This is a genomic window from Variovorax robiniae (assembly GCF_037889955.1).
Lineage (GTDB): Bacteria > Pseudomonadota > Gammaproteobacteria > Burkholderiales > Burkholderiaceae_C > Variovorax > Variovorax robiniae.
In genome coordinates this window covers 628,680-651,443 of the sequence record NZ_JBBKZS010000002.1, presented here as the reverse complement: position 1 = coordinate 651,443, position 22,764 = coordinate 628,680, and the positions used below count along the sequence as shown (strand labels likewise).

The following is a 22,764-nucleotide window of genomic DNA, read 5'->3' as shown; positions in this document are numbered from 1 at the left end:
CCAGCTTGTTCGGATTGCGGCTGCCATCCTGTCCGCGCATCACGCTATGAATTCGATAGCTAACACCGTCGCGGTCGTGGACTACGGCATGGGCAACCTGCGTTCCGTTTCGCAGGCCGTGCAGCATGCGGCCGACCAGGTCGGCGTGCAGGTCTTCGTCACCTCAGATCCCGAAGTGGTGCGCAAGGCCACCCGCGTGGTGCTGCCGGGGCAGGGCGCCATGCCCGATTGCATGCGCGAACTGCGCGATTCCGGCTTGCAAGAGTCTGTGCTCGAGGCCGCGGCCAGCAAGCCTTTGTTCGGCGTCTGCGTCGGCATGCAGATGCTGCTGTCGTCCAGCGACGAAGGGCCGACCGACGGCCTCGGGCTGATCCCGGGCCGCGTCGTCAAGTTCGATCTCGCCGGCCGCACCCAGCCCGATGGCAGCCGCTTCAAGGTGCCCCAGATGGGCTGGAACCAGGTCGTGCAGGCGCAGCCGCACCCGGTCTGGGCGGGCGTGCCCGACAACAGCTACTTCTATTTCGTGCACAGCTTCTACGCACGCCCCGCCGACGCGAAGCACAGCGTCGGCGAGGCGGACTATGGTTCGCGCTTTACGGCGGCCATTGCACGCGATAATATTTTTGCGACCCAGTTCCACCCTGAAAAGAGTGCCGACCACGGGTTGCAGCTCTACCGCAACTTCCTCCACTGGAACCCTTGAAGCCTCCCCTCCGGGTTGCCTTGCCATGCTGCTGATTCCCGCCATCGATCTCAAGGACGGTCACTGTGTTCGCCTCAAGCAGGGCGACATGGACCAGTCCACCATCTTCAGTGAAGACCCGGCCGCGATGGCGCGCAAGTGGCTCGAAGCCGGCGCGCGCCGCCTGCACCTGGTCGACCTGAACGGCGCCTTCGCGGGCAAGCCGCAGAACCACGGCGCCATCCGCGCCATCCTCCGCGCCGTCGGTGACGAAATCCCGGTGCAACTCGGCGGCGGCATCCGCGACCTCGACACCATCGAGCGCTACATCGACGACGGCCTGCGCTACGTGATCATCGGCACCGCCGCGGTCAAGAACCCCGGCTTTTTGAAGGACGCCTGCAGCGCCTTCGGCGGGCACATCATCGTCGGGCTCGATGCCAAGGACGGCAAGGTCGCGACCGATGGCTGGAGCAAGCTCACCGGCCACGAAGTCTCCGACCTCGGCAAGAAGTTCGAGGACTACGGCGTCGAGTCGATCATCTACACCGACATCGGCCGCGACGGCATGCTCTCGGGCATCAACATCGAGGCCACGGTGCGGCTGGCGCAGGCGCTGACCATCCCGGTGATTGCCTCGGGCGGGCTGTCGAACATGGAAGACATCGAAAAGCTCTGCGCCGTCGAACCGGACGGCGTCGAAGGCGTGATCTGCGGCCGTGCGATCTATTCGGGCGACCTGGATTTCTCGGCGGCCCAGGCGCGCGCCGACGAGCTGGCCGACGCGGCCTGAACGCGGCGCCGTCCAGGCGTCAAAAAAAGGCCCGCAACCGTTTCCGGCGCGGGCCGCGTGTGACAGCGTTCAGGTAGCTTCTACTTTTATTCCGGTTTGACCGCCATGGTCTGGAGAATCGTCTCCAACTGCGGGCTCATGGCCAGGTCGAGGCTGATGCCCGAGGGGAGCTTGCGCAGGAACCAGCGCTTGTACTGGCGATCGATCTCGCCGTCCTGCGCCAGCGCTTCGAAGGACTCGTTGACCACCCGCGCCATCTGCGGGTCGTTCTTGCGGTACATCACGCCGTACGGGTCGTACGATAGGAAGTCGCCCACCACCTGGTAGTCGCTCTGGCCCTTGGCGGCCGCCTTGTCCTCCGCGATCAGGCCGTAGAGCAGCACGTCATCGGTGGCGAACGCATCGGCCTTGCCAGCTTTCACCAGCGCGAACGATTCGGCATGATCCGCAGACACCACGATGTTGAGGTTGAGCTTGAAGCGCTCCGACAGCTCCCGCATCGTCTTTTCGTTGGTCGTGCCCGCGGTCACCGCCACCGACTTGCCGACCAGGTCGCGATAGCCCTGCACCGGTGAGCCTTTCTTTACCAGCAACTTGGTGCCGGAGACGAAGATCGTCGGCGAGAACGCCACGCGCTTCTGGCGCTCGACGTTGCTCGTGGTCGAGCCGCATTCGAGGTCGACCTGACCGTTGGCCACTGCGTCGATGCGCGAGGCGGCCGTCACCGGCACCCACTTGATCGCCAGCGTCTTGTTGACCGCATCGCCGATCGAATCGACCAGTTGCTTGCACAGTTCGATCGAATAGCCGATGGGTTCCTTGCGGGCGTTGAGGTAGGAGAACGGGATCGACGATTCGCGGTAGCCGATGGTCACGGCGCCTGAGTTGCGCACCTTGGCCAGCGTGCCGGTGAGCAGCGCGGGCTCTGTCTGCGCATGCGCGCTGGCAATGCCGATACTCACCGCGGAGGCTGCCAGCAGTCCCGTGGCTGCCGACCCCCTCGCCAGCCTCCATGCCTTGCATGCGAAGTTCATCATCATGCTCACGCGTGCACTGGATGTGCCAACGTGGCGGCTGCTTCGGCGTCCAGTTGCTTGGCGTTCTCCGCGGCTTCGGCTTCCGGCAGCAGTTCGCCTTCCCATTTGGCGACCACGGCCGTGGCAAGCGAATTGCCGACTGCGTTGGTGGCCGAGCGACCCATGTCGAGGAAGGTGTCCACGCCCAGGATCAGCAGCAGCCCGGCCTCGGGGATGTTGAACTGGTTCAGCGTCGCGGCAATCACCACCAGCGAGGCGCGCGGCACGCCCGCCATGCCCTTGGACGTGAGCATCAGGATCATCAGCATCGTGACTTGCGTGCCCAACGACAACTCGATGTTGTAGGCCTGCGCGATGAACAGCACGGCGAAGGTGCAATACATCATCGAGCCGTCCAGGTTGAACGAGTAGCCCATCGGCATCACGAAACTGGAGATCTTGCGCTTGACGCCAAAGCGGTCGAGTGCGTCCAGGATCTTCGGATAGGCCGCCTCGGAACTCGCCGTGGCGAAGGACAGCAGGAAGGCCTCCTTGATGAGCACCAGCAGCTTGAACACGCGCGGGCCGAGGAACAGGAGACCGGCGCCGATCAACACCGCCCACAGCACAAACAGGCCCAGGTAGAAGTCCCGCATGAACACGGCGAACTTCAGCAGGATCTCCAGGCCGTTGACCGACACGGTAGCTGCCATCGCGGCCATCACCGCCAGCGGGGCCAGCTTCATCACGTAGCCGGTGATCTTGAGCATGGCGTGCGAGAGTTCGTCGATCGCGTTGATCAGCGTCCTGGCCTTTTCGCCGAGAGAGGCCAGCGCCACGCCGAAGAACATCGAGAAGACGACGATCTGCAGGATCTCGTTGTGGGCCATGGCCTCGGCGAAGGACTTCGGCACCAGATGGCTGACGAAATCCTTCAGCGTGAACTTGGAGGTGGCCAGGTTGGCCGAGGCGCCGATGTCCGGCAGCGGCAGTCCCAGGTTGATGCCCGGCTTCAGCAGGTTGGCCATGACTAGGCCCAGCACCAGCGAGATCAGCGATGCGGTCACGAACCAGCCCAGCGCCTTGCCGAACACCCGTCCGACCGAGGATGCGTCGCCCATGTGCGCGATGCCCACCACCAGTGTCGAGAACACCAGCGGGCCGATCAGCATCTTGATCAGCCGCAGGAACACATCCGACATGATCGAGATGTAGCCCGCGATTTCAGCGGCGGCCTTCTTGTCCGGAAAGCTCTTGAAAACCATGTAGCCCAGCACGATCCCGATCACCATGGCGATCAGGATCCATATGGCCGCAGGAATCTTTTTCTTCATTCGTCCTCCCTCTGTTTGCTTGTACTAAACCCGGACGTGACAGTCCGGCAGCGATTTCATGCCAAAACACTGCCCTCGCCAACAGGCAGCCATGCAAATCATGCCTGTGGTTATGCAGCCCGCAACGAAATGCGGCCCTTGGCGCTACAGGATTCGGGTAAACGACGACGAGCGTTCATGCTGCCTTGCAACGTGGACACGATCTTGCAAGTAATGCAAACCGGCCTCGGCCAAAGTCGCGGCGCCAGCGCGAAGCTCGCGGCTATTCCGACTTCACTGCCATCGTCTGGAGGATGGTCTCCAACTGCGGGCTCATCGCGAGGTCCAGGCTGATGCCCGAGGGCAGCTTGCGCAGGAACCAGCGCTTGTACTGGCGCTCGATCTCGCCATCCTGCGCCAGCACCTGGAAGGACTCGTTGACCAGCCGCGCCATCTGCGGATCGTCCTTTCGGTACATCACGCCATAGGGGTCGTACGAGAGGAAGTCGCCCACCACCTGGTAGTCGCTCTGGCCCTTGGTGGCGGCCTTGTCTTCCGCGATGAAGCCAAACAGCAGCACGTCGTCGGTGGCAAACGCATCGGCCTTGCCCGCCTTCACCAGCCCGAAAGACTCGGCATGGTCGGCGGACGACACGATGTTCATGTCGAGCTTGAAGCGTACCGCCAGGTCCTTCATCGTCTTCTCGTTGGTGGTGCCCGCGGTCACCGCCACCGTCTTGCCGGCGAGGTCGCGGTACTCCTTTACCGGCGACCCCTTCTTCACCAGCAGCTTGGTGCCCGAGACGAAGATCGTCGGCGAGAAGGCCACACGCTTCTGGCGCTCGAGGTTGCTGGTCGTCGAGCCGCATTCGAGGTCCACCTGTCCATTGGCCACGGCATCGATACGCGAGGCCGCTGTCACCGGCACCCACTTGATCGCGAGCGTCTTGTGCACGGCTTCGCTGACCATGTCGACCAGTTGCTTGCACAGTTCCACCGAGTAGCCGATGGGTTCCTTGCGGGCATTGAGGTACGAGAAGGGGATTGACGATTCGCGGTAGCCGATGGTCACGGCGCCCGCGTTGCGCACCTTGGCCAGCGTGCCGGTCAGCTCCACCTCCGTTTGCGCTTGGGCGCTTGCCATCCCAAGCACCCAGGCCACTCCTATCGCGGCCGCCAGCCGCATGCATGCGGTGTTCATGGCGTGTCTCATTTGCATCAGGCGTGAACCGGATGCGCCAGCGTCGCCGCGCTCTCGATGTCCAGCTTGCGCGCGTTGGCCTCGGCCTCGGCTTCGGGGAGCAACTCGCCTTCCCACTTGGCGACCACGGCGGTGGCGATCGAATTGCCGACCGCGTTGGTGGCCGAGCGCCCCATGTCGAGGAAGGTGTCCACGCCCAGGATCAGCAACAGGCCCGCCTCGGGGATGTTGAACTGGTTCAGCGTCGCGGCAATCACCACCAGCGAGGCACGCGGCACACCCGCCATGCCCTTCGACGTCAGCATCAGGATCAGCAGCATCGTGAACTGCGTGCCGAGCGACAGATGGATATTGTAGGCCTGGGCGATGAACAGCACCGCGAAGGTGCAATACATCATCGAACCGTCCAGGTTGAATGAATAGCCCATCGGCATCACGAAGCTGGAGATCTTGCGCTTGACGCCAAAACGGTCGAGCGCATCGAGGATCTTCGGATAGGCGGCTTCGGAACTCGCGGTGGCAAAGGACAGCAGGAAGGCCTCCTTGATCAACACCAGCAGCTTGAACAAGCGCGGGCCGAGGAACAGGAACCCGGCAGCGATCAGCACGCCCCACAGCACGAACAGGCCCAGGTAGAAATCCCCCATGAACACTGCGAACTTCAGCAGGATTTCCAGCCCATTCACCGCCACCGTCGCCGCCATGGCCGCAAACACCGCCACCGGGGCCAGCTTCATCACGTAGCCGGTGATCTTGAGCATGGCGTGCGAAAGCTCGTCGATCGCGTTCACCAGCGTCTTCGCCTTGTCCCCCAACGACGCCAGCGCCACGCCGAAGAACATCGAGAACACCACGATCTGCAGGATCTCGTTGTTGGCCATGGCCTCGGCAAAGGACTTCGGCACCAGGTGGCTCACGAAGTCCTTCAGCGTGAACTTGGAGGTGGCCAGGTTGGCCGAGGCGCCGATGTCCGGCAACGGCAGCCCCAGGTTGACGCCCGGCTGGAGCAGGTTGGCCATCACCAGCCCGATCACCAGCGAGATCAGCGAGGCGGTGATAAACCACCCCAACGCCTTGCCGAACACCCGCCCGACCGAGGCCGCATCCCCCATGTGCGCGATGCCCACCACCAGCGTCGAGAACACCAGCGGTCCGATCAACATCTTGATCAGCCGCAGGAACACATCCGACATGATCGAGATGTAGCCCGCGATCTCCGTGGCCGTCTTCTTGTCCGGGAAGCTCTTGAAGATCATGTAGCCGACCAGGATGCCGACCACCATGGCGATCAGGATCGTGATGGCCGGAGGGAACTTCTTTTTCATGCTGCGAACCCCTTCATCGAGATGAAAATTCGGGATGGGTCGTCCGCCGGCGGTTCCAGGGGGAAGCCGTGCCGGCGCCGACTGCCTGGCATTCAATTCCGCCCTGAAGCGTGCAGTCTGCACCGAACGGCCGGTGAGTGCCAACTATTGCGAGCGCTGAACATACCCGCATGCCATACCCGCATGCCCCGGATCGCAACACGGCAGCCTCCCTAGAATCGGCAGCATGCCCATCCAATCCCTCCAGTTCCGCGGCCAGCCGGCATTGGCGCTCGACCTGCCCGCCGGCGACCGTGTTGTCGTGGCGATACACGGTGCGCACCTGCTCTCCTGGACCACCGCTGACGGCGTGGAGCGCATCTACCTGAGCCCTGATGCGCTGTTCGACGGCAAGAGCGCCATCCGTGGGGGCATCCCGGTCTGCTGGCCCCAGTTCAACGTGCGCGGGCCGCTGCCCAAGCACGGCTTTGCGCGCAACCTGCCCTGGCAGGCGATGCCGTCGGCCGACGGGCAACTGGTGATGGCGCTGAACGACGACGAGGCGACGCGCGCCCTCTGGCCGCATGCCTTCAGCCTCCGACTCACCGTGGCCCTCGCGCCGCGGCAACTGCGCGTCACGCTGGACGTGAGAAACACCGATGCGGCGCCCATCAGCTTTGCGCTGGCGCTGCACAGCTACCTGAAGGTCGACGACATCGCGCAAGCCAGTCTCGAGGGACTGCAGGGCGCCCCGTGCTGGGATTCCTTGCGTGACGAGCGATTTGCCGAGCCAGCCCAGGCCTTGCGCTTCACCGCCGAGTTCGACAGCGTCTACGGCGCTCCGTCTGCACCGCTGAAACTCGTCCAGCCCACGGGCACCTTGCAGATCGCCCAGAGCGCCACCTGCACCGAAACCGTGGTCTGGAATCCCGGCCCCATCCTCAGCGAAAAGCTCGCCGACATGCCCGACGACGGCTATCGCCACATGCTGTGCGTGGAGGCGGCCCGCATCGACGAAAACATCACCCTCCCGCCCGGCGCCCAATGGCAGGCGTGGCAGGAACTCACCGTCCTCTGAATCCCCGACCCATGCTTGCCAAACGCATCATTCCCTGCCTCGACGTGACCGGCGGCCGCGTCGTGAAGGGCGTCAACTTCCTCGAACTGCGCGATGCCGGAGACCCGGTCGAGATCGCCGCGCGCTACAACGCGCAGGGCGCCGACGAATTGACCTTCCTCGACATCACCGCCACCAGCGACGGCCGCGACCTGATCCTGCCGATCATCGAAGCCGTGGCCTCGCAGGTGTTCATCCCGCTGACGGTGGGCGGCGGCGTGCGCACCGTGGCCGACGTGCGGCGCCTGCTCAACGCCGGTGCCGACAAGACCAGCTTCAACTCGGCCGCCATCGCCGACCCGAGCGTGATCGACGCCGCCTCGCACAAATATGGCGCCCAGTGCATCGTGGTCGCCATCGACGCCAAGCGCCGCACTGCCGAGGAGGAAACCCGCATCGGCGTCGGCGGCAAGGCGGCCGGACCGGGCTGGGATGTCTACAGCCACGGCGGCCGCAAGAACACCGGCCTGGACGCCGTCCAGTGGGCATCTGAAATGGCACGCCGCGGGGCTGGCGAGATCCTCCTGACCAGCATGGACCGCGACGGCACCAAGAGCGGCTTCGACCTGGCCTTGACGCGCGCCGTGGCTGACGCCGTCAGCGTGCCGGTGATCGCATCCGGCGGTGTCGGCAATCTCGATCACCTGGCCGACGGCGTGCAGCAGGGCGGCGCCGATGCCGTGCTGGCGGCCAGCATCTTCCACTATGGCGAGCACACGGTCGGCGAGGCCAAGCAGCGCATGGCGGCGCGCGGTATTCCCGTTCGGCTCTGACCGGCCGCCGGCTCGCTCGCCCCACGCCGCGCCTCCACATCCCGTCTGAAATTCCAGCCTTTTCCAATCACCGACAATCCGCTGATGAATTGGCTTGATCAAGTGAAATGGGATGCGAGCGGCCTGGTGCCGGTGATCGCGCAGGAGCAGGGCAGCAACGACGTGCTGATGTTCGCCTGGATGAATCGCGAGGCGCTCGGCAAGACGGCCGAGCTGGGCCGCGCCGTGTACTTCAGCCGCTCCCGCAACAAGCTGTGGTTCAAGGGCGAGGAATCCGGCCACGTGCAGACCGTGCACGAGATCCGGCTCGATTGCGACAACGACGTGGTGCTGCTGAAAGTCACCCAACTCGGCCATGAACCCGGCATCGCCTGCCACACCGGCCGCCACAGCTGCTTCTTCAGCAAGCTCGAAGACGGCCAATGGTCGGCGGTGGAGCCGGTCTTGAAAGACCCGGAATCGATCTACAAGTAATGGACAGCATGAACACCGACAGCCTGGACCGCCTCGCCGCCGTCATCGAGAGCCGCCTGCCCGCGCGCGGCGGCGATCCGGACAAAAGCTACGTGGCCCGCCTCTTGCACCGAGGCCCCGACAGTTTCCTGAAGAAGATTGGCGAAGAAGCCACCGAGGTTGTCATGGCGGCCAAAGATGCCGACCATGGCGGGGACCGCTCGAAAATAGTGAACGAAGTGGCCGACTTGTGGTTCCACAGCATGGTGGCGCTGGCGCACTACGGCCTGTCGCCGCGCGATGTCGTTGCCGAGCTGATGCGCCGGGAAGGCACCAGCGGCATCGAGGAAAAGGCCCTGCGCAAGGCGCAGGATCGAGAGGCGACCAACGATTGATGAAAGGACTCGCCATGGCCAATGAAGTCGTGCAGGTACCCGCCAACGATTCGCTCAAGACGATCGGCTGGATCAGCTATTTCATGCACCTGATCGTGGCGGTCGGGGCGGTCTTTCCAGGGGCGCAGGCATCGATCGGCTTGCTGCTGCTCGCGCTGATCATTGACCTGGTCAAGCGCGACGAGGCGGTCGGCACCTGGCAGGAATCGCACTTCGCCTGGCGCATCCGCTCGGTGCTGTGGGCCGGGCTGGCCTACCTGGTGACATCGCCGCTCTGGCTGTTGCTGCTGGTGCCCGGCTGGATCGCCTGGGCACTGATTTCGCTGTGGTTCCTGTACCGCATCATCAAGGGGATGGTGCGCATGAACGCCGGTCAACCCATGGAGACAACGAGTGTCGTCTGATCCCAATTGCATCTTCTGCAAAATCATCGAAGGCAAGATCCCGTCGCGCAAGATGTACGAGGACGACGACCTGTTCGGCTTCCATGACATCGCGCCGTGGGCGCCGGTCCATTTCATGCTGGTGCCCAAGCGCCACATCCCCTCGATGGCGCAACTCACGCCGGAAGATTCGGCGCTGATGGGCAAGATCATGACGCTCGCGCCCAAGCTGGCGGTCGAGGCAGGGTGCAATCCGTATCCGAAGGGCGGTTTCCGCGTGGTGGTCAATACCGGCGCGGAGGGGGGGCAGGAGGTTCATCATCTCCATGTTCACGTCATGGGCGGTCCACGCCCATGGCTCAGGGGCTGAACCGCCAGCCCGCTTAAAATTAGTCACAAATTTCAGGAGTCATTCAATGGGTTCATTTTCAATCTGGCACTGGCTGATCGTGCTGCTGATCGTCGTGATGGTGTTCGGCACCAAGAAGCTTCGCAACATGGGCAGCGACCTTGGTGGCGCGGTCAAGGGTTTCAAGGACGGCATGAAGGACGGTTCCGCTGCCGCTGACCCGGCCGCAACGCCCGCCGCGCAAGTGACGACCAACGCCGCCGCTGCCGACAAGCCGACGATCGACGTCGAAGCCCGTCAAAAGTCCTGATCCCGCGTGCTCGACCTCGGCATCGAAAAGATGGCGCTGATCGGCGTGGTGGCGCTGATCGTCATCGGGCCCGAAAAGCTGCCGCGCGTGGCACGCACTGTCGGCACCTTGCTCGGCAAGGCGCAACGCTACGTCAATGACGTCAAGCAGGAGGTCAATCGCTCGATGGAGCTGGATGAACTCCGCAAGATGAAGAGCACCGTCGAGGACGCCGCACGCGACGTGGAGCACAGCATCCACAGCGAGGCGAACGCGATCGAGAAGAGCTTCAAGGAGATCGAGGCTGAATCGGCTGCGTCCGAAGTCGCCCAGGTCTTCCCCGAGTACAAGCACCCCCGCAAGAACTGGCGCCTGAAGCAGGGCGCCACGCCGCAGTGGTACAAGTCGCGCAACGGCGTGCGCACCAAGGCACTCTCTGGCGCGGCGCGCGTGGCGCGTTTCCGTCCGCACAAGATCAGCTGATTCCATCCCGCGCCCGCGCGCCGGACGACGCACCGGTCAATGCAAATTTCCCAATGGCCGAACCCACGAACAACAAAGAAGACGAACTCGCAGGCACCGAACAGCCGTTCGTGCAGCACCTGATCGAGCTTCGCGATCGCCTCCTTTATTGCTGCTATGGCCTCGCGGTCGCGGCGGCATTGCTGGCCATCTGGCCCGGCCCGAGCGGGCTGATCGATTTCATCGCGATCCCGATCCGCGCTCACATGCCCGAGGGCGCGAAGCTCATCGCCATTGGCGTGTTCTCGCCATTCTTCGTGCCGCTCAAGGTGCTGGGCATGACCGCGGTGCTGCTGGCGCTGCCGTGGCTCATGTACCAGATCTGGATGTTCGTGGCGCCTGGTCTCTACAGCCACGAGAAGCGCTTTGCCCTGCCGCTGATCTTCTTCGGCAGCCTGCTGGCCTATGCCGGCATCGCATTCGTGCAGTTCTTTGTGCTGGACAAGATGTTCATCTTCATCCAGCGCTTCGCGCCGGCGGCGGTGCAGGCCACGCCGGACATCGCCTCGTACGTCGAAGCGATCCTGTCGCTCTACATCGCCTTTGGCGTGGCGTTCCAGGTGCCCATCGTGGTCATGCTGCTGGTGCGCTTCGAAATGGTCACGATCGAGAAGTTGAGGTCATTCCGCGGCTATTTCATCGTCATCGCGTTCGTCGTGGCGGCCGTGCTGACGCCGCCCGACGTGGTGTCGCAACTGGCGCTGGCCATACCGATGTGCCTGCTCTACGAAGTCGGCATCATCAGCGCCAAGTACTTTGTGAAGCATTCCAAGGCGCCTGACGAGCGCGCCGACGCACCGACGCCCTGATCCGCGTCTGGCTTATTCCTGTTCCCGTTGCGGAACGCGGCGCGGCGAGGTCTTGGGCCGCTGGCCCGAGGTCACATCGACGTCCAGCTTGTCGCTGCCGCGCTGCAGCGCAAAGCGCGCCACAGTGCCGGGCTTGAGCCCGGCCACGGCGGTCAGCAGTTCCTGCACGTTGTCGATCTTCTTCTCGCCCACGCCGGTGATCACGTCACCCGGCCGGATGCCGGCCCTGGCCGCCGGGCCGGCCTGCAGCACCCCGGTGATGATCACGCCCTTGGAGGCCTTCACGCCGAAGGTTTCCGCCAGTTCGGGCGACAGTTCGTTCGGCTCCACGCCGATCCAGCCGCGCGTGACCTTGCCGTCGCGCACGATGTCTTCCAGCACCAGCTTGGCGGTGGAGACCGGAATGGCAAATCCGATGCCCATGCTGCCGCCCGAGCGCGAATAGATCGCGGTGTTGATGCCTTCCAGGTTGCCCGCGACATCCACCAGCGCGCCGCCCGAATTGCCGGGGTTGATGGCGGCATCCGTCTGGATGAAGTTCTCGAAGGTGTTGATGCCCAGTTGATTGCGCCCGAGCGCCGACACGATGCCGCTGGTCACGGTCTGGCCGACGCCGAAGGGATTGCCGATGGCCAGCACCTGGTCGCCGACCTGGAGCGCGTCGGAATTGCCGAGGACGATCACGGGGAGCTTGTCGAGGTCGACCTTCAGCACAGCGAGATCGGTGTCCGGATCGGTACCGACCACCTTGGCGGGAACGTGCCGGCTGTCATTGAGCGTGACCTCGATTTCGTCGGCTCCCTCGACGACGTGGTTGTTGGTGAGGATGTAGCCGTCGCCGCTGACGATCACGCCGCTGCCGAGCCCCACTTGTGGCTGCTCGTCGCTCTGGTCGCCGAAGAAAAAGCGATACCACGGGTCGTTGCTGCGCGGATGGCGCTGGGCTGCCTTGCTGGTGTTGATGCTCACCACGGCCGGCGACGCCTTCTTTGCGGCGGCGCTGAGGCTGCCGGGCGCGATGGCCTGCGGGAGCCCGACCGGCGCCTCGATCACGGAAACCTGCCCGCCCAGCGAGGCGCGCCGGTTCAGCCACTCGGGCTTGAGCGTGGCGACGACAAAGTAGGCCGCCAGCAGGACGGTCACGGTTTGGGCAAAGAGAAGCCAGGTTCGTTTCATTGAAAAAGCGGGGCGGACAGGATTGCGCGGAGGTCGCCGGCAGCGCCGGCACACGGATTCGTCATTGTCCCCCAACAGCTTGCCCGCGAAGAGCTGCCGGCATTGCTGCACACGGGGGCAAGACGGCGCCACAATCGCGTCATGAGCACCACTCGCCACGAACTGCTGCACGCGCTGGACATCTTGCTGGCGCCGAGTCGATTCAAGGACTACGCGCCGAACGGCCTGCAGGTCGAAGGACGCACCACGGTGCGCAAGATCGTCTCCGGCGTCACCGCGAGTCGTGCGCTGATCGAGGCGGCGATCCACGCGGATGCCGATGCGATCTTCGTGCACCACGGCCTGTTCTGGCGCGGCCAGGACGGCCGCGTGACGGGCTGGATGCGTCAGCGGCTCGGCCTGCTGCTGGGGGACGACGTCAACCTGTTCGCCTACCACCTGCCGCTCGACGCGCATCCGGAACTGGGCAACAACGCGCAGCTCGGCATGCAGCTCGGATTGATCGCGCACGCCGGGTCGGCGGGGCGCTTCGGCGAGCAGGACCTTGGCTTCCTCGGCGGGCGCACCAATGGCGAAGGCTTCTCGAGCGCCACGGCCTTGTCGCTGCACATCGAGAAAGTGCTCAAGCGGCCGGTGGCGCTGATCGACCCGACCCATCGCCCCATCAAGAACATCGCCTGGTGCACCGGCGGCGCCCAGAGCTACTTCGAAGCAGCCATCGCCGCCGGCGCGGACGCCTTCATCACCGGCGAGATCTCGGAGCCGCAGGCGCACTACGCTCGCGAAATGGGTGTCGCCTTCCTGGCTTGCGGACACCATGCGACCGAACGCTTCGGCGCACCGGCGGTTGGCGCGCACGTGGCCGCCACGCTGGGCCTGAAGCACGAGTTCATCGACATCGACAACCCCGCGTGAAGCCGATCGCCATCACGCAGGGCGACCCGGCCGGCATCGGACCGGAGATCATTGCCAAGGCATTTCGCGACGAGGCCGATCTCACGCGTGCCTGCTTCGTCGTCGGCGACCTCGCCATGATGCGGCAGGCCAGCCAATCGCTCGCGGCATTCGGTCGTCCCGCCGTGCCGGTGGCGCTCATCGAATCCATCGAAGAGGCTGGCAGCGTGCCGCCGAGGTGCATCCCGGTGCTGCAAGCCATCGCGCCGCCGCTTGGCGTCGTTCCAGGCCAGGTCGGCGCCGCTGCGGGCCGTGCGGCTGGTGATGCGGTTGTGTGGGCCGCGCGTGCGGCACTGCGCGGCGACGTTGCCGCGATCGTGACGGCGCCACTCCACAAGGAGTCGTTGCATGCCGCCGGCTTCACCTTCCCCGGTCACACCGAGTTGTTGCAGGCCGAATCCGCCGCGCACCTGGGCCGTCCTGTGTCGGATGTCCCGGTACGCATGATGCTGGCCAATGAGGAACTGCGCACGGTGCTGGTCAGCATCCACATGTCGCTGCGCCACGCGATCGAGGCGGTGCGCTTCGACGGCGTGCTCCAGACCTTGCGCATCACGCATGCAGCACTTGGCGCTGCCCTGGGAAAGGCCCCCAGGATCGCCGTGGCCGGCCTCAACCCGCACGCGGGGGAGGGCGGACTGTTCGGCTCCGAGGAGCGGGAGATCATCGCGCCCGCCATTGCGGCGTCGTGCGCGGAGGGAATCGATGCCCATGGCCCCTATGCGCCAGACACCGTGTTCATGCGAGCGCGCACCGGCGAGTTCGATGTCGTGGTCGCGATGTACCACGACCAGGGCCTGATCCCGGTGAAGTACCTCGGCGTGGAGCAGGGCGTGAACGTGACGCTGGGACTGCCGCTGGTGCGTACCAGCCCGGATCACGGTACCGCCTTCGACATTGCCGGCAAGGGCATCGCCGATCCGGCCAGCCTGCTCGCGGCCATTCGCATGGCCCGAGCGCTGGCGTCCGCCCAGGTCAGCGGCGGTTGAGGCTGTCGCGGATCTCGCGCAGCAGGATGACGTCTTCGGGTGTCGCTGGAGGCGCTTCGGGTGCCGGTGGTTCTGTGTTGCGCAGCCGGTTGATCTGCTTGACCATCATGAAGATGATGAAGGCCAGGATGACAAAGTTCACCGCGATGGTGATGAAGTTCCCGTAGGCCAGTACCGGCACGCCGGCCTTCTTCAAGTCGGCCAGCGTGTTGGCCACGCCCGCGGGCGGCGTACCGAGCACGATAAAGAGATTCGAGAAGTCCAGCTTGCCGAACACCAGGCCCACCAAGGGCATGATGATGTCGGCCACAAGCGAGTCGACGATCTTTCCGAAGGCCCCGCCAATGATCACGCCGACGGCGAGATCAATGACATTTCCCTTCACCGCAAACTCGCGGAATTCCTTCAAAACGCTCATGTGGACTGTCCTCTCTACTGGTTATTGAAACTGGCCGAATACTAGGCGCAATGCGGCGCGCGCACCACCCACTCAACGCTTTTGTATCGTTGAATCGGCCTCTAACGCTCCGCTACAATCCCGGGTTGACCGAAGCATCCCGCGAAGATTTGAGGACCCCCATGAGTGACATCCCCGTCGGCAGCCCCAGGGTCGACACCAGCAAGCGGACATGGTTGATCGCATCCGGCTGCGCAGGCGCCGTGGGCGGCGTGGCCACTGCAATTCCGTTCGTCAGCACCTTCGAACCCTCGGAAAAAGCCAAGGCGGCTGGTGCTCCGGTCGAAGTCGATATCAGTGCCTTGAAGGCCGGCGAGAAGATGACGGTCGAATGGCGCGGCAAGCCGGTCTGGATCCTCAAGCGCACGCCCGCGCAAGTCGCTGAACTGCCCAAGCTCGATGGGCAATTGGCCGACCCTCAATCCAAGCGTCATCCCGACGAATTCACGCCCAAGTACGCGCAGAACGAACACCGCTCGATCAAGCCGGAAGTGCTGGTCGTGGTCGGTATCTGCACCCACCTCGGCTGCTCGCCGGTCGACCGCCTCCAGGCCGGCCCGCAACCCTCGCTGCCCAATGACTGGGAAGGCGGCTTCCTGTGCCCCTGCCATGGCTCGACCTTCGACCTGGCCGGCCGTGTGTTCAAGAACAAGCCAGCGCCCGACAACCTGCCGGTGCCGCCGCACATGTATCTCTCGGACACGCGCCTGCTGATCGGCGAAGACAAGAAAGCCTGAGGCACAAGAAGAACATGGCTGAATTCAAGGAAATCTCCCCCAACGCGCCTGGCAGCGCCAAGCTCCTGAACTGGGTCGACAACCGTTTCCCGCTGTCGAAGCTCTACAACGAGCACATGGGCGAGTACTTCGCGCCCAAGAACTTCAACTTCTGGTACATCTTCGGCTCGCTCGCGATGCTGGTGCTCGTGATCCAGATCGTCACCGGCATCTTCCTGGTGATGCACTACAAGCCCGATGCCAACCTCGCGTTCGCCTCGGTCGAGTACATCATGCGCGACGTGCCCTGGGGCTGGCTGATCCGCTACATCCATTCGACGGGCGCATCGGCCTTCTTCATCGTCGTGTACCTGCACATGTTCCGCGGGCTCATCTACGGCAGCTACCGCAAGCCACGCGAGCTGATCTGGGTGTTCGGCTGCGCGATCTTCCTGTGCCTGATGGCCGAAGCCTTCATGGGCTACCTGCTGCCCTGGGGCCAGATGAGCTACTGGGGCGCGCAGGTGATCGTGAACCTGTTCGCTGCCGTGCCCTTCGTCGGTCCTGACCTGGCCCTGCTGATCCGCGGTGACTACGTGGTGAGCGATGCCACGCTGAACCGCTTCTTCAGTTTCCACGTCATCGCCGTGCCTCTGGTGCTGCTGGGCCTGGTGGTCGCACACTTGATCGCCCTGCACGAAGTGGGTTCCAACAACCCGGACGGCGTCGAGATCAAGGCGAAGCGCGGCCCCGACGGCCATCCGCTCGATGGCATCCCGTTCCATCCGTACTACACGGTGCACGACATCTTCGGCGTGGTGGTGTTCCTGACGGTCTTCTCGGCGGTGATCTTCTTCGCGCCCGAGGCCGGCGGCTACTTCCTGGAGTACAACAACTTCATCCCGGCCGACTCGCTGAAGACGCCGAACCACATCGCTCCGGTCTGGTACTTCACGCCCTTCTATTCGATGCTGCGTGCCACCACCGACGACATGATCAAGGTGTTCTCGTTGATCGTGGCGTTGGCCGCGGTCTACGCCTTCGTCAAGGGCAAGATGGGCATGGGCCTCAAGATCGCTGCCGCCGTCGTCGCGGTTGTTGTCATCTACCTGCTCAACGTCTTCGACGCCAAGTTCTGGGGCGTGGTCGTGATGGGCGGTTCGGTCATCATCCTGTTCTTCCTGCCCTGGCTGGACAAGAGTGCGGTCAAGTCGATCCGCTATCGCCCGAGCTGGCACAAGTATGTGTATGGCACCTTCGTGTTCTTCTTCCTGATCCTGGGCTACCTGGGGATCAAGGCGCCGGGTGTCTGGGGTACCTTGCCGCCGTGGCTGTTCTCGCTCGACATCGCGCAGACGGTCTCGCAGATCGGCACGCTGCTGTACTTCGGCTTCTTCCTGCTGATGCCGGTGTGGAGCCGCCTGGGTGAATTCAAGCCTGTCCCTGACCGCGTGGTCTTTCACGCGCACTGAGGCAGGAGAGCAAAAGAATGAAGAAACTGATCCTCACGCTGGTGGCTGCGTTCGCCCTGATGGGTGGCGCACATGCGAATGAAGAAGGCATTGCCTGGGACAAGGCGCCGAACAAGACCAACGACGTTGCGTCGCTGCAGAACGGCGCCAAGCTGTTCGTCAACTATTGCCTCAATTGCCACTCCGCGGCGTTCATGCGCTACAACCGCCTGCAGGACATCGGCATCACCGAACAGCAGATCAAGGACAACCTGCTGTTCACGACCGAGAAGGTCGGCGAGACGATGAAGGCCAACATCGATCCGCGCCAGGCCAAGGAATGGTTCGGCGCGAATCCGCCCGACCTGACGCTGGTGGCGCGTTCGCGCGCCGGCCATGGCGGCACGGGCGCGGACTACCTCTACACCTACCTGCGCACCTTCTACCGCGACGACACCAAGGCCACCGGCTGGAACAACCTCGCATTCCCGAGCGTCGCGATGCCGCACGTGATGTGGGAATTGCAAGGTGACCGTCGCCCTGTCTACGAGAAGATGAGCGCGCACGGCCACGAGACGGAAGTGTTCAAGGGCTGGGAGCAAGTGACGCCCGGCAAGATGACTCCGCTGCAGTTCGACGAGGCCGTCGGCGATCTGGTGAACTACCTGCAATGGATGGCCGAGCCCGCGCAGAACACGCGCGTGCGCGTGGGCGTCTGGGTGCTGCTGTTCCTGCTGATGTCCGTGGTCTTCACCTGGCGCCTCAATGCGTCGTACTGGAAAGACGTCAAGTAGTCCAACGCCGATCGGGTGCACCGCACCCGGTCCCGCAGAGTGGGTTGCCAACGCGACCCACTCTTTTTGATTTTTAGGAGGCCTTTCGCCATGATGGTTTTGTATTCAGGCACGACCTGCCCTTTTTCCCATCGTTGCCGCTTCGTGTTGTTCGAAAAAGGCATGGACTTCGAAATCCGTGACGTCGATCTCTACAACAAGCCCGAAGACATCAGTGTGATGAACCCGTACGGCCAGGTGCCGATCTTGGTCGAGCGCGACCTGATCCTGTACGAGTCGAACATCATCAACGAGTACATCGACGAGCGCTTCCCGCATCCGCAATTGATGCCCGGCGACCCGGTCGACCGCGCCCGCGTGCGCCTGTTCCTGCTCAACTTCGAGAAGGAACTGTTCGTGCACGTCTCGACGCTCGAGAACCGCACCGCCAAGGGCAATGAGAAGGCGCTGGAAAAGGCCCGCTCGCACATCCGCGACCGCCTGACGCAGCTCGCGCCGGTGTTCCTGAAGAACAAGTACATGCTGGGCGACAATTTCTCGATGCTCGACGTCGCGATCGCACCGCTGCTGTGGCGCCTCGACTACTACGGCATCGATCTCAGCAAGAACGCCGCGCCGCTGCTCAAGTACGCCGAGCGGATTTTTTCACGCCCGGCCTATATCGAAGCATTGACGCCGTCCGAAAAGGTGATGCGCAAGTAGAGTTTGCAAATTTAGGCAAACTACGCTTTAAATGATCAACGCCCTCGAATCGACTTCCACCCGTCCCTATCTGATCCGGGCCCTCTATGAGTGGTGCACGGACAATGGGTACACGCCCTATGTGGCGGTGCAGGTCGACGATTCGGTGCAGGTGCCGCGCGAGTATGTGAAGAACGGCGAGATCGTCCTGAACATCAGCTTCGACGCGACCAGTTCGCTCAAGCTCGGGAACGATTTCATTGAGTTCAAGGCGCGCTTCGCCGGTACGGCACGTGAAATCAGTGTCCCGGTCGGCCGGGTGATCGCGATCTATGCACGGGAAAACGGGCAAGGCATGGCGTTTCCGGCGCCGGCTCCCGCGGAACCGGCCCCCGCGATGACCGGCATGCCGGCATTGCCCGTTCCGAATCCCGCTTCGCGCACGCCGCTGAGGGATACGGCACGCGGCGGCGAGGGCGATGCGAGCAAGGTCGTGCATCTCGTGTCTGACGAAGGTGTTGGCACGGTCACCGGTCCAGCGGATCTTGACGAGCCTCCGCGTCCACCGGGCAGCGGCGGTGCGCGTCCGTCCCTCAAGCGCATCAAGTAAGGCATCGCGGCCGGGCGCCAGCGCGCAGGCCGCTAAAATTCGCAGTTGCGCCGCTTTAGCTCAGTTGGTAGAGCACCCGCCTTGTAAGCGGAAGGTCGTCAGTTCGATTCCGACAAGCGGCACCACATCCAGGCCCGGAAACGTCAAGCGTTTCCGGGCTTTTTCGTTGGGTCAACGCAGCGTCGCTGTTGCGTCAGTTGAACTCACCCGGGTCTGAGTGCCACAGCGAATCCGCCGCGCAGGCTAACTTCAACGCTTCGTCCGCACTTTGATGCGGATCGTGGCGTCGTCCCATCCCTTGCTTCGCAGCCGGCTCTGCAGCATCGGCACCAGTTGGCGCAGCTTGGCAGCTGCGGCGCTGCCCTGCACCAGCACGCACCACACGCCGTCCTCCACCGGCCCCGCCTGGATCGCGGAGCGCATCTCCTGCGGGATCAAGTCGAGCACCGCGCGCAGGCGCTCGTTCGTGTCGCGCACGCGGGCCGCCAGGCTCGCAAGGGTGGGCGAGGCTTCGGTTGCTTGCTGCAGGGTGACGGCGTTGTATCGAGTGCTCATGGCGTGTGGTGATGGGGATGCGGCAAGCGGGCTAAAATCCGCGGTTGGCTGGCGTTCGCGCTGGCCGGGCGAGCCTGCATTCTTGCAATTGCGCAAAGCGCGCCCACTTGCATTCACCATATCTTAGGGATTTCGGCCGCAGTGCCTGGCGCTGTCGGGCACCCGTCCATCCTCCACTCATGGCCACCAACTTCCTGACCCAACTTTTCGGCAGTCGCAATGACCGTCTACTCAAGCAGTATCGCAAGACGGTCGATCGCATCAACGCGCTGGAGCCGACATTCGAAAAGCTCAGCGAAGACGCGCTGAAGGCCAAGACGCAAGAATTCAAGGACCGGATCGCGAAGGGCGAAACGCTCGACAACCTGTTGCCCGAGGCCTTTGCCACGGCGCGCGAGGCCTCCAAGCGCATCATGAAGATGCGCCATTTCGACGTTCAGTTGCTCGGCGGCATGGCCTTGCACAACGGCAAGATCTCGGAAATGCGCACGGGCGAGGGCAAGACGCTGACCGCGACCTTGCCGGTGTACCTGAATGCACTGTCCGGCAAGGGCGTGCATGTCGTCACGGTGAACGACTACCTCGCCAGCCGCGACGCGCAATGGATGGGCCGGCTCTACGGCTACCTGGGCCTGACCACCGGCATCAACCTGCCGAACATGCCGCGCGAAGCCAAGCAGGAGGCCTATCGCTGCGACATCACCTACGGTACCAACAACGAATACGGCTTCGACTACCTGCGCGACAACATGGTCTACGAGGTGGGAGACCGGGTCGCGCGCGGCCTGAACTACGCCATCGTGGACGAGGTCGACTCGATCCTGATCGACGAGGCCCGCACGCCGCTGATCATCAGCGGCCAGGCCGAGGACCACACCGACCTGTACCTCGCGATCAACAAGGTCGTGCCGCTGCTGAAGAAGCAGGAGGGCGAAGCCGACCCGCGCACCGGCGAGGGCATCATCACGCCGGGCGACTTCACGGTCGACGAGAAGACGCACCAGGTGTTCCTGACCGAGGATGGCCATGAGAAGGCCGAGCAGGTCCTGTCGGAATTCAAGCTGCTGCCGGAAGGCGCGTCGCTGTACGACCCGGCCAACATCACCTTGATGCATCACCTGAATGCAGCCCTGCGTGCGCGGCATCTCTATCATCGCGACCAGCACTATGTGGTGCAGCAGGGTGAGGTGATCATCGTCGACGAGTTCACCGGCCGCCTGATGACGGGCCGCCGCTGGAGCGATGGCCTGCACCAGGCCGTCGAGGCCAAGGAAGGCGTGGAGATCCAGGCCGAGAACCAGACGCTCGCCTCGATCACCTTCCAGAACTACTTCCGCCTCTACACCAAGCTGGCCGGCATGACCGGCACGGCCGACACCGAGGCCTACGAGTTCCAGGAGATCTACGGCCTGGAGACGGTCCTCATTCCGCCGAACCGCGTCAGCAAGCGCGATGACCAGCTCGATCGCGTCTACAAGACCACGCGCGAGAAGTACCAGGCAGCCATCGAGGACATCCGCGAGTGCTACGAGCGCGGCCAGCCGGTGCTGGTGGGCACCTCGTCGATCGAGAACTCCGAAATCATCGACGGCTTGCTGAACGAAGCGGACCTGCCGCACCAGGTGCTGAACGCCAAGCAGCACGCGCGCGAGGCCGACATCATTGCGCAGGCGGGTCGCCCGAAGATGATCACGATCGCGACCAACATGGCCGGTCGCGGCACGGACATCGTGCTCGGCGGCAACGTCGAGAAGATGATCGAGACGCTCGAGGCGAACCCGGAACTCGACGAAGCGACGCGCGAGGCCGAGGCCGAGAAGCTGCGCAGCGAATGGAGCAAGGAGCACGAGTTCGTGACCGCGCAAGGCGGCCTGCGCATCATCGCGACCGAACGCCATGAATCGCGCCGCATCGACAACCAGTTGCGCGGTCGCGCCGGCCGGCAGGGTGACAACGGTTCCTCGCGCTTCTACCTGAGCCTGGACGATCCGCTGATGCGCATCTTCGCGGGTGATCGCGTCAAGGCCATCATGGACCGGCTCAAGATGCCGGACGGCGAGGCGATCGAGGCGGGCATCGTCACGCGCAGCATCGAGAGCGCGCAGCGCAAGGTCGAGGCACGCAACTTCGACATCCGCAAGCAGTTGCTCGAGTACGACGACGTGAGCAACGACCAGCGCAAGGTGATTTACCAGCAGCGCAACGACATCCTCGACGCGGGCGACCTCACGGCCCAGATCGCGGCGCTGCGCGAAGGCTGCTTCACCGATCTGGCGCGCCAGTATGTGCCGGTCGAATCCGTTGAAGAGCAATGGGACCTGCGCGGCCTGGAGAAGGCGTTGTCTACCGAATGGGGCCTGGAGTTGCCGCTGGTGAAGGACGTCGAGGCTGCGACCGCGATCTCTGACGAGGATGTCGTCGAGAAGGTGGTGGCCGCCGCCAACGCCGCGTTTGCCGCGAAGGTGGAGCTGATCGGCGCGCACAACTTCACCCAGTTCGAACGCATGGTGCTGTTGCAGAGCATCGACACGCATTGGCGTGAACACCTGGCGTCGCTCGACTACCTGCGCCAAGGTATCCACCTGCGCGGCTATGCGCAGAAACAGCCCAAGCAGGAATACAAGCGCGAAGCCTTCGAGTTGTTCGGCCAATTGCTCGACTCGGTCAAGAACGAAGTCACGCGCCAATTGATGACGGTGCGCGTGCAGTCGAGCGAGCAACTCGACGAGGCCGCCGAAGCCATGGAAAGCCGTGCGGAGGCGATCTCGAACATCACTTACACGGCGCCTACCGAAACCGGCGAAGCGGAAGTGCGCGTCGACGAGGAAAGCATTCGGCGTGCGGCGGTGGGCGGTGGGCTCAGTGCGGGAGCTGCGGCTTTTGCGCGCGTCGGTCGCAACGACCCTTGCCCTTGCGGCAGCGGCAAGAAGTACAAGCAGTGCCACGGAAAACTGACTTGACCTTCTGAGGACACCCCAGGCT

General features: G+C 63.8%; 26 protein-coding genes and 1 tRNA gene. 20 read left to right on the top strand and 7 right to left on the bottom strand.

The genetic code is table 11. The features are described from left to right. Window positions 1-46: 46 nt before the first annotated feature. On the top strand, window positions 47-703 hold the full coding sequence (gene hisH, locus WKW79_RS07320; protein WP_340334431.1) for an imidazole glycerol phosphate synthase subunit HisH: 657 nt from the start codon (window positions 47-49) through the stop codon (window positions 701-703). A gap of 25 nt (window positions 704-728) precedes the next feature. Continuing rightward, entirely contained in the window at window positions 729-1,475 is a 747-nt protein-coding gene (gene hisA / locus WKW79_RS07315) for a 1-(5-phosphoribosyl)-5-[(5-phosphoribosylamino)methylideneamino]imidazole-4-carboxamide isomerase (RefSeq protein WP_340334430.1), read from the top strand. An 86-nt stretch (window positions 1,476-1,561) separates the two neighbouring features. Here the strand turns inward: hisA and WKW79_RS07310 are convergent, their stop codons facing one another. The 4 genes from WKW79_RS07310 to WKW79_RS07295 all read right to left on the bottom strand — a co-directional run bounded on the left by WKW79_RS07310 (window position 1,562) and on the right by WKW79_RS07295 (window position 6,330). Beyond that, a complete protein-coding gene (locus tag WKW79_RS07310; RefSeq protein ID WP_340334644.1) occupies window positions 1,562-2,509 on the bottom strand; it encodes an amino acid ABC transporter substrate-binding protein in 948 nt (315 codons plus the stop codon). A gap of 8 nt (window positions 2,510-2,517) precedes the next feature. Further along, window positions 2,518-3,825, bottom strand: a complete 1,308-nt coding sequence (locus WKW79_RS07305) for a dicarboxylate/amino acid:cation symporter (protein WP_340334429.1) — start codon at window positions 3,823-3,825, stop codon at window positions 2,518-2,520. Window positions 3,826-4,087: 262 nt separating this feature from the next. Next, window positions 4,088-4,948: an amino acid ABC transporter substrate-binding protein gene (locus WKW79_RS07300; protein ID WP_340334643.1), complete on the bottom strand. Its 861-nt coding sequence runs from the start codon at window positions 4,946-4,948 to the stop codon at window positions 4,088-4,090. A gap of 74 nt (window positions 4,949-5,022) precedes the next feature. Continuing rightward, entirely contained in the window at window positions 5,023-6,330 is a 1,308-nt protein-coding gene (locus tag WKW79_RS07295) for a dicarboxylate/amino acid:cation symporter (RefSeq protein WP_340334428.1), read from the bottom strand. A gap of 226 nt (window positions 6,331-6,556) precedes the next feature. On the opposite strand from WKW79_RS07295, the gene WKW79_RS07290 reads away from it, so the two are divergent. The 9 genes from WKW79_RS07290 to tatC all read left to right on the top strand — a co-directional run bounded on the left by WKW79_RS07290 (window position 6,557) and on the right by tatC (window position 11,399). Next, window positions 6,557-7,387 carry a D-hexose-6-phosphate mutarotase gene (locus WKW79_RS07290; protein WP_340334427.1) on the top strand — a complete coding sequence of 277 codons (831 nt, stop codon included), beginning with the start codon at window positions 6,557-6,559 and terminating at the stop codon, window positions 7,385-7,387. A gap of 11 nt (window positions 7,388-7,398) precedes the next feature. Further along, a complete protein-coding gene (gene hisF, locus WKW79_RS07285) occupies window positions 7,399-8,199 on the top strand; it encodes an imidazole glycerol phosphate synthase subunit HisF (protein ID WP_340334426.1) in 801 nt (266 codons plus the stop codon). A gap of 84 nt (window positions 8,200-8,283) precedes the next feature. Further along, complete coding sequence (gene hisI / locus WKW79_RS07280; protein ID WP_340334425.1) at window positions 8,284-8,673, top strand: phosphoribosyl-AMP cyclohydrolase; 390 nt, start codon at window positions 8,284-8,286, stop codon at window positions 8,671-8,673. Window positions 8,674-8,681: 8 nt separating this feature from the next. Further along, window positions 8,682-9,047, top strand: a complete 366-nt coding sequence (locus WKW79_RS07275; protein WP_422823830.1) for a phosphoribosyl-ATP diphosphatase — start codon at window positions 8,682-8,684, stop codon at window positions 9,045-9,047. Window positions 9,048-9,061: 14 nt separating this feature from the next. Continuing rightward, window positions 9,062-9,451, top strand: coding sequence for a DUF4870 family protein (locus WKW79_RS07270; protein WP_340334423.1), 390 nt, complete (start codon window positions 9,062-9,064; stop codon window positions 9,449-9,451). Continuing rightward, window positions 9,441-9,800, top strand: a complete 360-nt coding sequence (locus tag WKW79_RS07265) for a histidine triad nucleotide-binding protein (RefSeq protein WP_213953164.1) — start codon at window positions 9,441-9,443, stop codon at window positions 9,798-9,800. The genes WKW79_RS07270 and WKW79_RS07265 overlap by 11 nt, the downstream gene beginning before the upstream one ends. Before the next feature lie 46 nt (window positions 9,801-9,846). Continuing rightward, window positions 9,847-10,089: a Sec-independent protein translocase subunit TatA gene (gene tatA / locus WKW79_RS07260; RefSeq protein WP_340334422.1), complete on the top strand. Its 243-nt coding sequence runs from the start codon at window positions 9,847-9,849 to the stop codon at window positions 10,087-10,089. A gap of 6 nt (window positions 10,090-10,095) precedes the next feature. Then, on the top strand, window positions 10,096-10,551 hold the full coding sequence (gene tatB, locus WKW79_RS07255) for a Sec-independent protein translocase protein TatB (protein WP_340334421.1): 456 nt from the start codon (window positions 10,096-10,098) through the stop codon (window positions 10,549-10,551). 53 nt (window positions 10,552-10,604) lie between these two features. After that, window positions 10,605-11,399 (top strand): twin-arginine translocase subunit TatC, encoded by a 795-nt coding sequence (gene tatC, locus WKW79_RS07250; protein WP_340334420.1) that lies wholly within the window; start codon window positions 10,605-10,607, stop codon window positions 11,397-11,399. Between the two features lie 12 nt (window positions 11,400-11,411). Here the strand turns inward: tatC and WKW79_RS07245 are convergent, their stop codons facing one another. Then, window positions 11,412-12,575: a S1C family serine protease gene (locus WKW79_RS07245; RefSeq protein WP_340334419.1), complete on the bottom strand. Its 1,164-nt coding sequence runs from the start codon at window positions 12,573-12,575 to the stop codon at window positions 11,412-11,414. Between the two features lie 141 nt (window positions 12,576-12,716). Here WKW79_RS07245 and WKW79_RS07240 point away from each other — a divergent pair, with 141 nt between their 5' ends. Together WKW79_RS07240 and pdxA are read left to right on the top strand one after the other, a co-directional pair. Beyond that, window positions 12,717-13,490 carry a Nif3-like dinuclear metal center hexameric protein gene (locus WKW79_RS07240; protein ID WP_340334418.1) on the top strand — a complete coding sequence of 258 codons (774 nt, stop codon included), beginning with the start codon at window positions 12,717-12,719 and terminating at the stop codon, window positions 13,488-13,490. Next, window positions 13,487-14,518: a 4-hydroxythreonine-4-phosphate dehydrogenase PdxA gene (gene pdxA, locus WKW79_RS07235; protein ID WP_340334417.1), complete on the top strand. Its 1,032-nt coding sequence runs from the start codon at window positions 13,487-13,489 to the stop codon at window positions 14,516-14,518. The genes WKW79_RS07240 and pdxA overlap by 4 nt, the downstream gene beginning before the upstream one ends. Here pdxA and mscL read toward each other — a convergent pair. Further along, entirely contained in the window at window positions 14,505-14,936 is a 432-nt protein-coding gene (gene mscL, locus WKW79_RS07230; protein WP_340334416.1) for a large conductance mechanosensitive channel protein MscL, read from the bottom strand. The genes pdxA and mscL overlap by 14 nt on opposite strands. A 161-nt stretch (window positions 14,937-15,097) precedes the next feature. Here mscL and petA point away from each other — a divergent pair, with 161 nt between their 5' ends. The 6 genes from petA (at window position 15,098) to WKW79_RS07200 (ending at window position 19,352) form a co-directional block, all read left to right on the top strand. Further along, window positions 15,098-15,712, top strand: a complete 615-nt coding sequence (petA, locus tag WKW79_RS07225; protein ID WP_340334415.1) for a ubiquinol-cytochrome c reductase iron-sulfur subunit — start codon at window positions 15,098-15,100, stop codon at window positions 15,710-15,712. A gap of 14 nt (window positions 15,713-15,726) precedes the next feature. After that, entirely contained in the window at window positions 15,727-17,163 is a 1,437-nt protein-coding gene (locus WKW79_RS07220) for a cytochrome b (protein WP_340334414.1), read from the top strand. 17 nt (window positions 17,164-17,180) lie between these two features. Continuing rightward, window positions 17,181-17,936, top strand: coding sequence for a cytochrome c1 (locus WKW79_RS07215; protein WP_340334413.1), 756 nt, complete (start codon window positions 17,181-17,183; stop codon window positions 17,934-17,936). A 90-nt stretch (window positions 17,937-18,026) separates the two neighbouring features. Beyond that, the gene (locus tag WKW79_RS07210) at window positions 18,027-18,638 is read left to right on the top strand and encodes a glutathione S-transferase N-terminal domain-containing protein (RefSeq protein ID WP_057596959.1); all 612 of its coding nucleotides are present in this window, start codon (window positions 18,027-18,029) and stop codon (window positions 18,636-18,638) included. Between the two features lie 31 nt (window positions 18,639-18,669). After that, a complete protein-coding gene (locus WKW79_RS07205) occupies window positions 18,670-19,227 on the top strand; it encodes a ClpXP protease specificity-enhancing factor (protein WP_340334412.1) in 558 nt (185 codons plus the stop codon). Window positions 19,228-19,276: 49 nt separating this feature from the next. Continuing rightward, window positions 19,277-19,352: transfer RNA gene (locus WKW79_RS07200), tRNA-Thr, on the top strand. 124 nt (window positions 19,353-19,476) lie between these two features. Here WKW79_RS07200 and WKW79_RS07195 read toward each other — a convergent pair. Further along, window positions 19,477-19,782, bottom strand: coding sequence for a hypothetical protein (locus tag WKW79_RS07195; RefSeq protein WP_340334411.1), 306 nt, complete (start codon window positions 19,780-19,782; stop codon window positions 19,477-19,479). A 179-nt stretch (window positions 19,783-19,961) separates the two neighbouring features. On the opposite strand from WKW79_RS07195, the gene secA reads away from it, so the two are divergent. After that, complete coding sequence (secA, locus tag WKW79_RS07190) at window positions 19,962-22,742, top strand: preprotein translocase subunit SecA (protein ID WP_340334410.1); 2,781 nt, start codon at window positions 19,962-19,964, stop codon at window positions 22,740-22,742. The last annotated feature ends 22 nt before the right edge of the window (window positions 22,743-22,764 follow it).

Excerpts from the sequence above, each read along its gene's own strand:
- WKW79_RS07290 (WP_340334427.1), top strand. The coding sequence starts at position 6,557 with ATGCCCATCCAATCCCTCCAGTTCCGCGGCCAGCCGGCATTGGCGCTC.
- secA (WP_340334410.1), top strand. The coding sequence starts at position 19,962 with ATGGCCACCAACTTCCTGACCCAACTTTTCGGCAGTCGCAATGACCGT.
- petA (WP_340334415.1), top strand. The coding sequence starts at position 15,098 with ATGAGTGACATCCCCGTCGGCAGCCCCAGGGTCGACACCAGCAAGCGG.
- WKW79_RS07305 (WP_340334429.1), bottom strand. The coding sequence starts at position 3,825 with ATGAAGAAAAAGATTCCTGCGGCCATATGGATCCTGATCGCCATGGTG.
- WKW79_RS07270 (WP_340334423.1), top strand. The coding sequence starts at position 9,062 with ATGGCCAATGAAGTCGTGCAGGTACCCGCCAACGATTCGCTCAAGACG.
- WKW79_RS07220 (WP_340334414.1), top strand. The coding sequence starts at position 15,727 with ATGGCTGAATTCAAGGAAATCTCCCCCAACGCGCCTGGCAGCGCCAAG.
- hisA (WP_340334430.1), top strand. The coding sequence starts at position 729 with ATGCTGCTGATTCCCGCCATCGATCTCAAGGACGGTCACTGTGTTCGC.
- hisF (WP_340334426.1), top strand. The coding sequence starts at position 7,399 with ATGCTTGCCAAACGCATCATTCCCTGCCTCGACGTGACCGGCGGCCGC.
- WKW79_RS07215 (WP_340334413.1), top strand. The coding sequence starts at position 17,181 with ATGAAGAAACTGATCCTCACGCTGGTGGCTGCGTTCGCCCTGATGGGT.
- WKW79_RS07195 (WP_340334411.1), bottom strand. The coding sequence starts at position 19,782 with ATGAGCACTCGATACAACGCCGTCACCCTGCAGCAAGCAACCGAAGCC.
- WKW79_RS07245 (WP_340334419.1), bottom strand. The coding sequence starts at position 12,575 with ATGAAACGAACCTGGCTTCTCTTTGCCCAAACCGTGACCGTCCTGCTG.
- WKW79_RS07275 (WP_422823830.1), top strand. The coding sequence starts at position 8,682 with ATGAACACCGACAGCCTGGACCGCCTCGCCGCCGTCATCGAGAGCCGC.
- WKW79_RS07310 (WP_340334644.1), bottom strand. The coding sequence starts at position 2,509 with ATGAACTTCGCATGCAAGGCATGGAGGCTGGCGAGGGGGTCGGCAGCC.
- mscL (WP_340334416.1), bottom strand. The coding sequence starts at position 14,936 with ATGAGCGTTTTGAAGGAATTCCGCGAGTTTGCGGTGAAGGGAAATGTC.
- WKW79_RS07300 (WP_340334643.1), bottom strand. The coding sequence starts at position 4,948 with ATGGCAAGCGCCCAAGCGCAAACGGAGGTGGAGCTGACCGGCACGCTG.
- tatC (WP_340334420.1), top strand. The coding sequence starts at position 10,605 with ATGGCCGAACCCACGAACAACAAAGAAGACGAACTCGCAGGCACCGAA.
- tatA (WP_340334422.1), top strand. The coding sequence starts at position 9,847 with ATGGGTTCATTTTCAATCTGGCACTGGCTGATCGTGCTGCTGATCGTC.
- WKW79_RS07205 (WP_340334412.1), top strand. The coding sequence starts at position 18,670 with ATGATCAACGCCCTCGAATCGACTTCCACCCGTCCCTATCTGATCCGG.
- WKW79_RS07210 (WP_057596959.1), top strand. The coding sequence starts at position 18,027 with ATGATGGTTTTGTATTCAGGCACGACCTGCCCTTTTTCCCATCGTTGC.
- hisH (WP_340334431.1), top strand. The coding sequence starts at position 47 with ATGAATTCGATAGCTAACACCGTCGCGGTCGTGGACTACGGCATGGGC.
- WKW79_RS07240 (WP_340334418.1), top strand. The coding sequence starts at position 12,717 with ATGAGCACCACTCGCCACGAACTGCTGCACGCGCTGGACATCTTGCTG.
- WKW79_RS07295 (WP_340334428.1), bottom strand. The coding sequence starts at position 6,330 with ATGAAAAAGAAGTTCCCTCCGGCCATCACGATCCTGATCGCCATGGTG.
- hisI (WP_340334425.1), top strand. The coding sequence starts at position 8,284 with ATGAATTGGCTTGATCAAGTGAAATGGGATGCGAGCGGCCTGGTGCCG.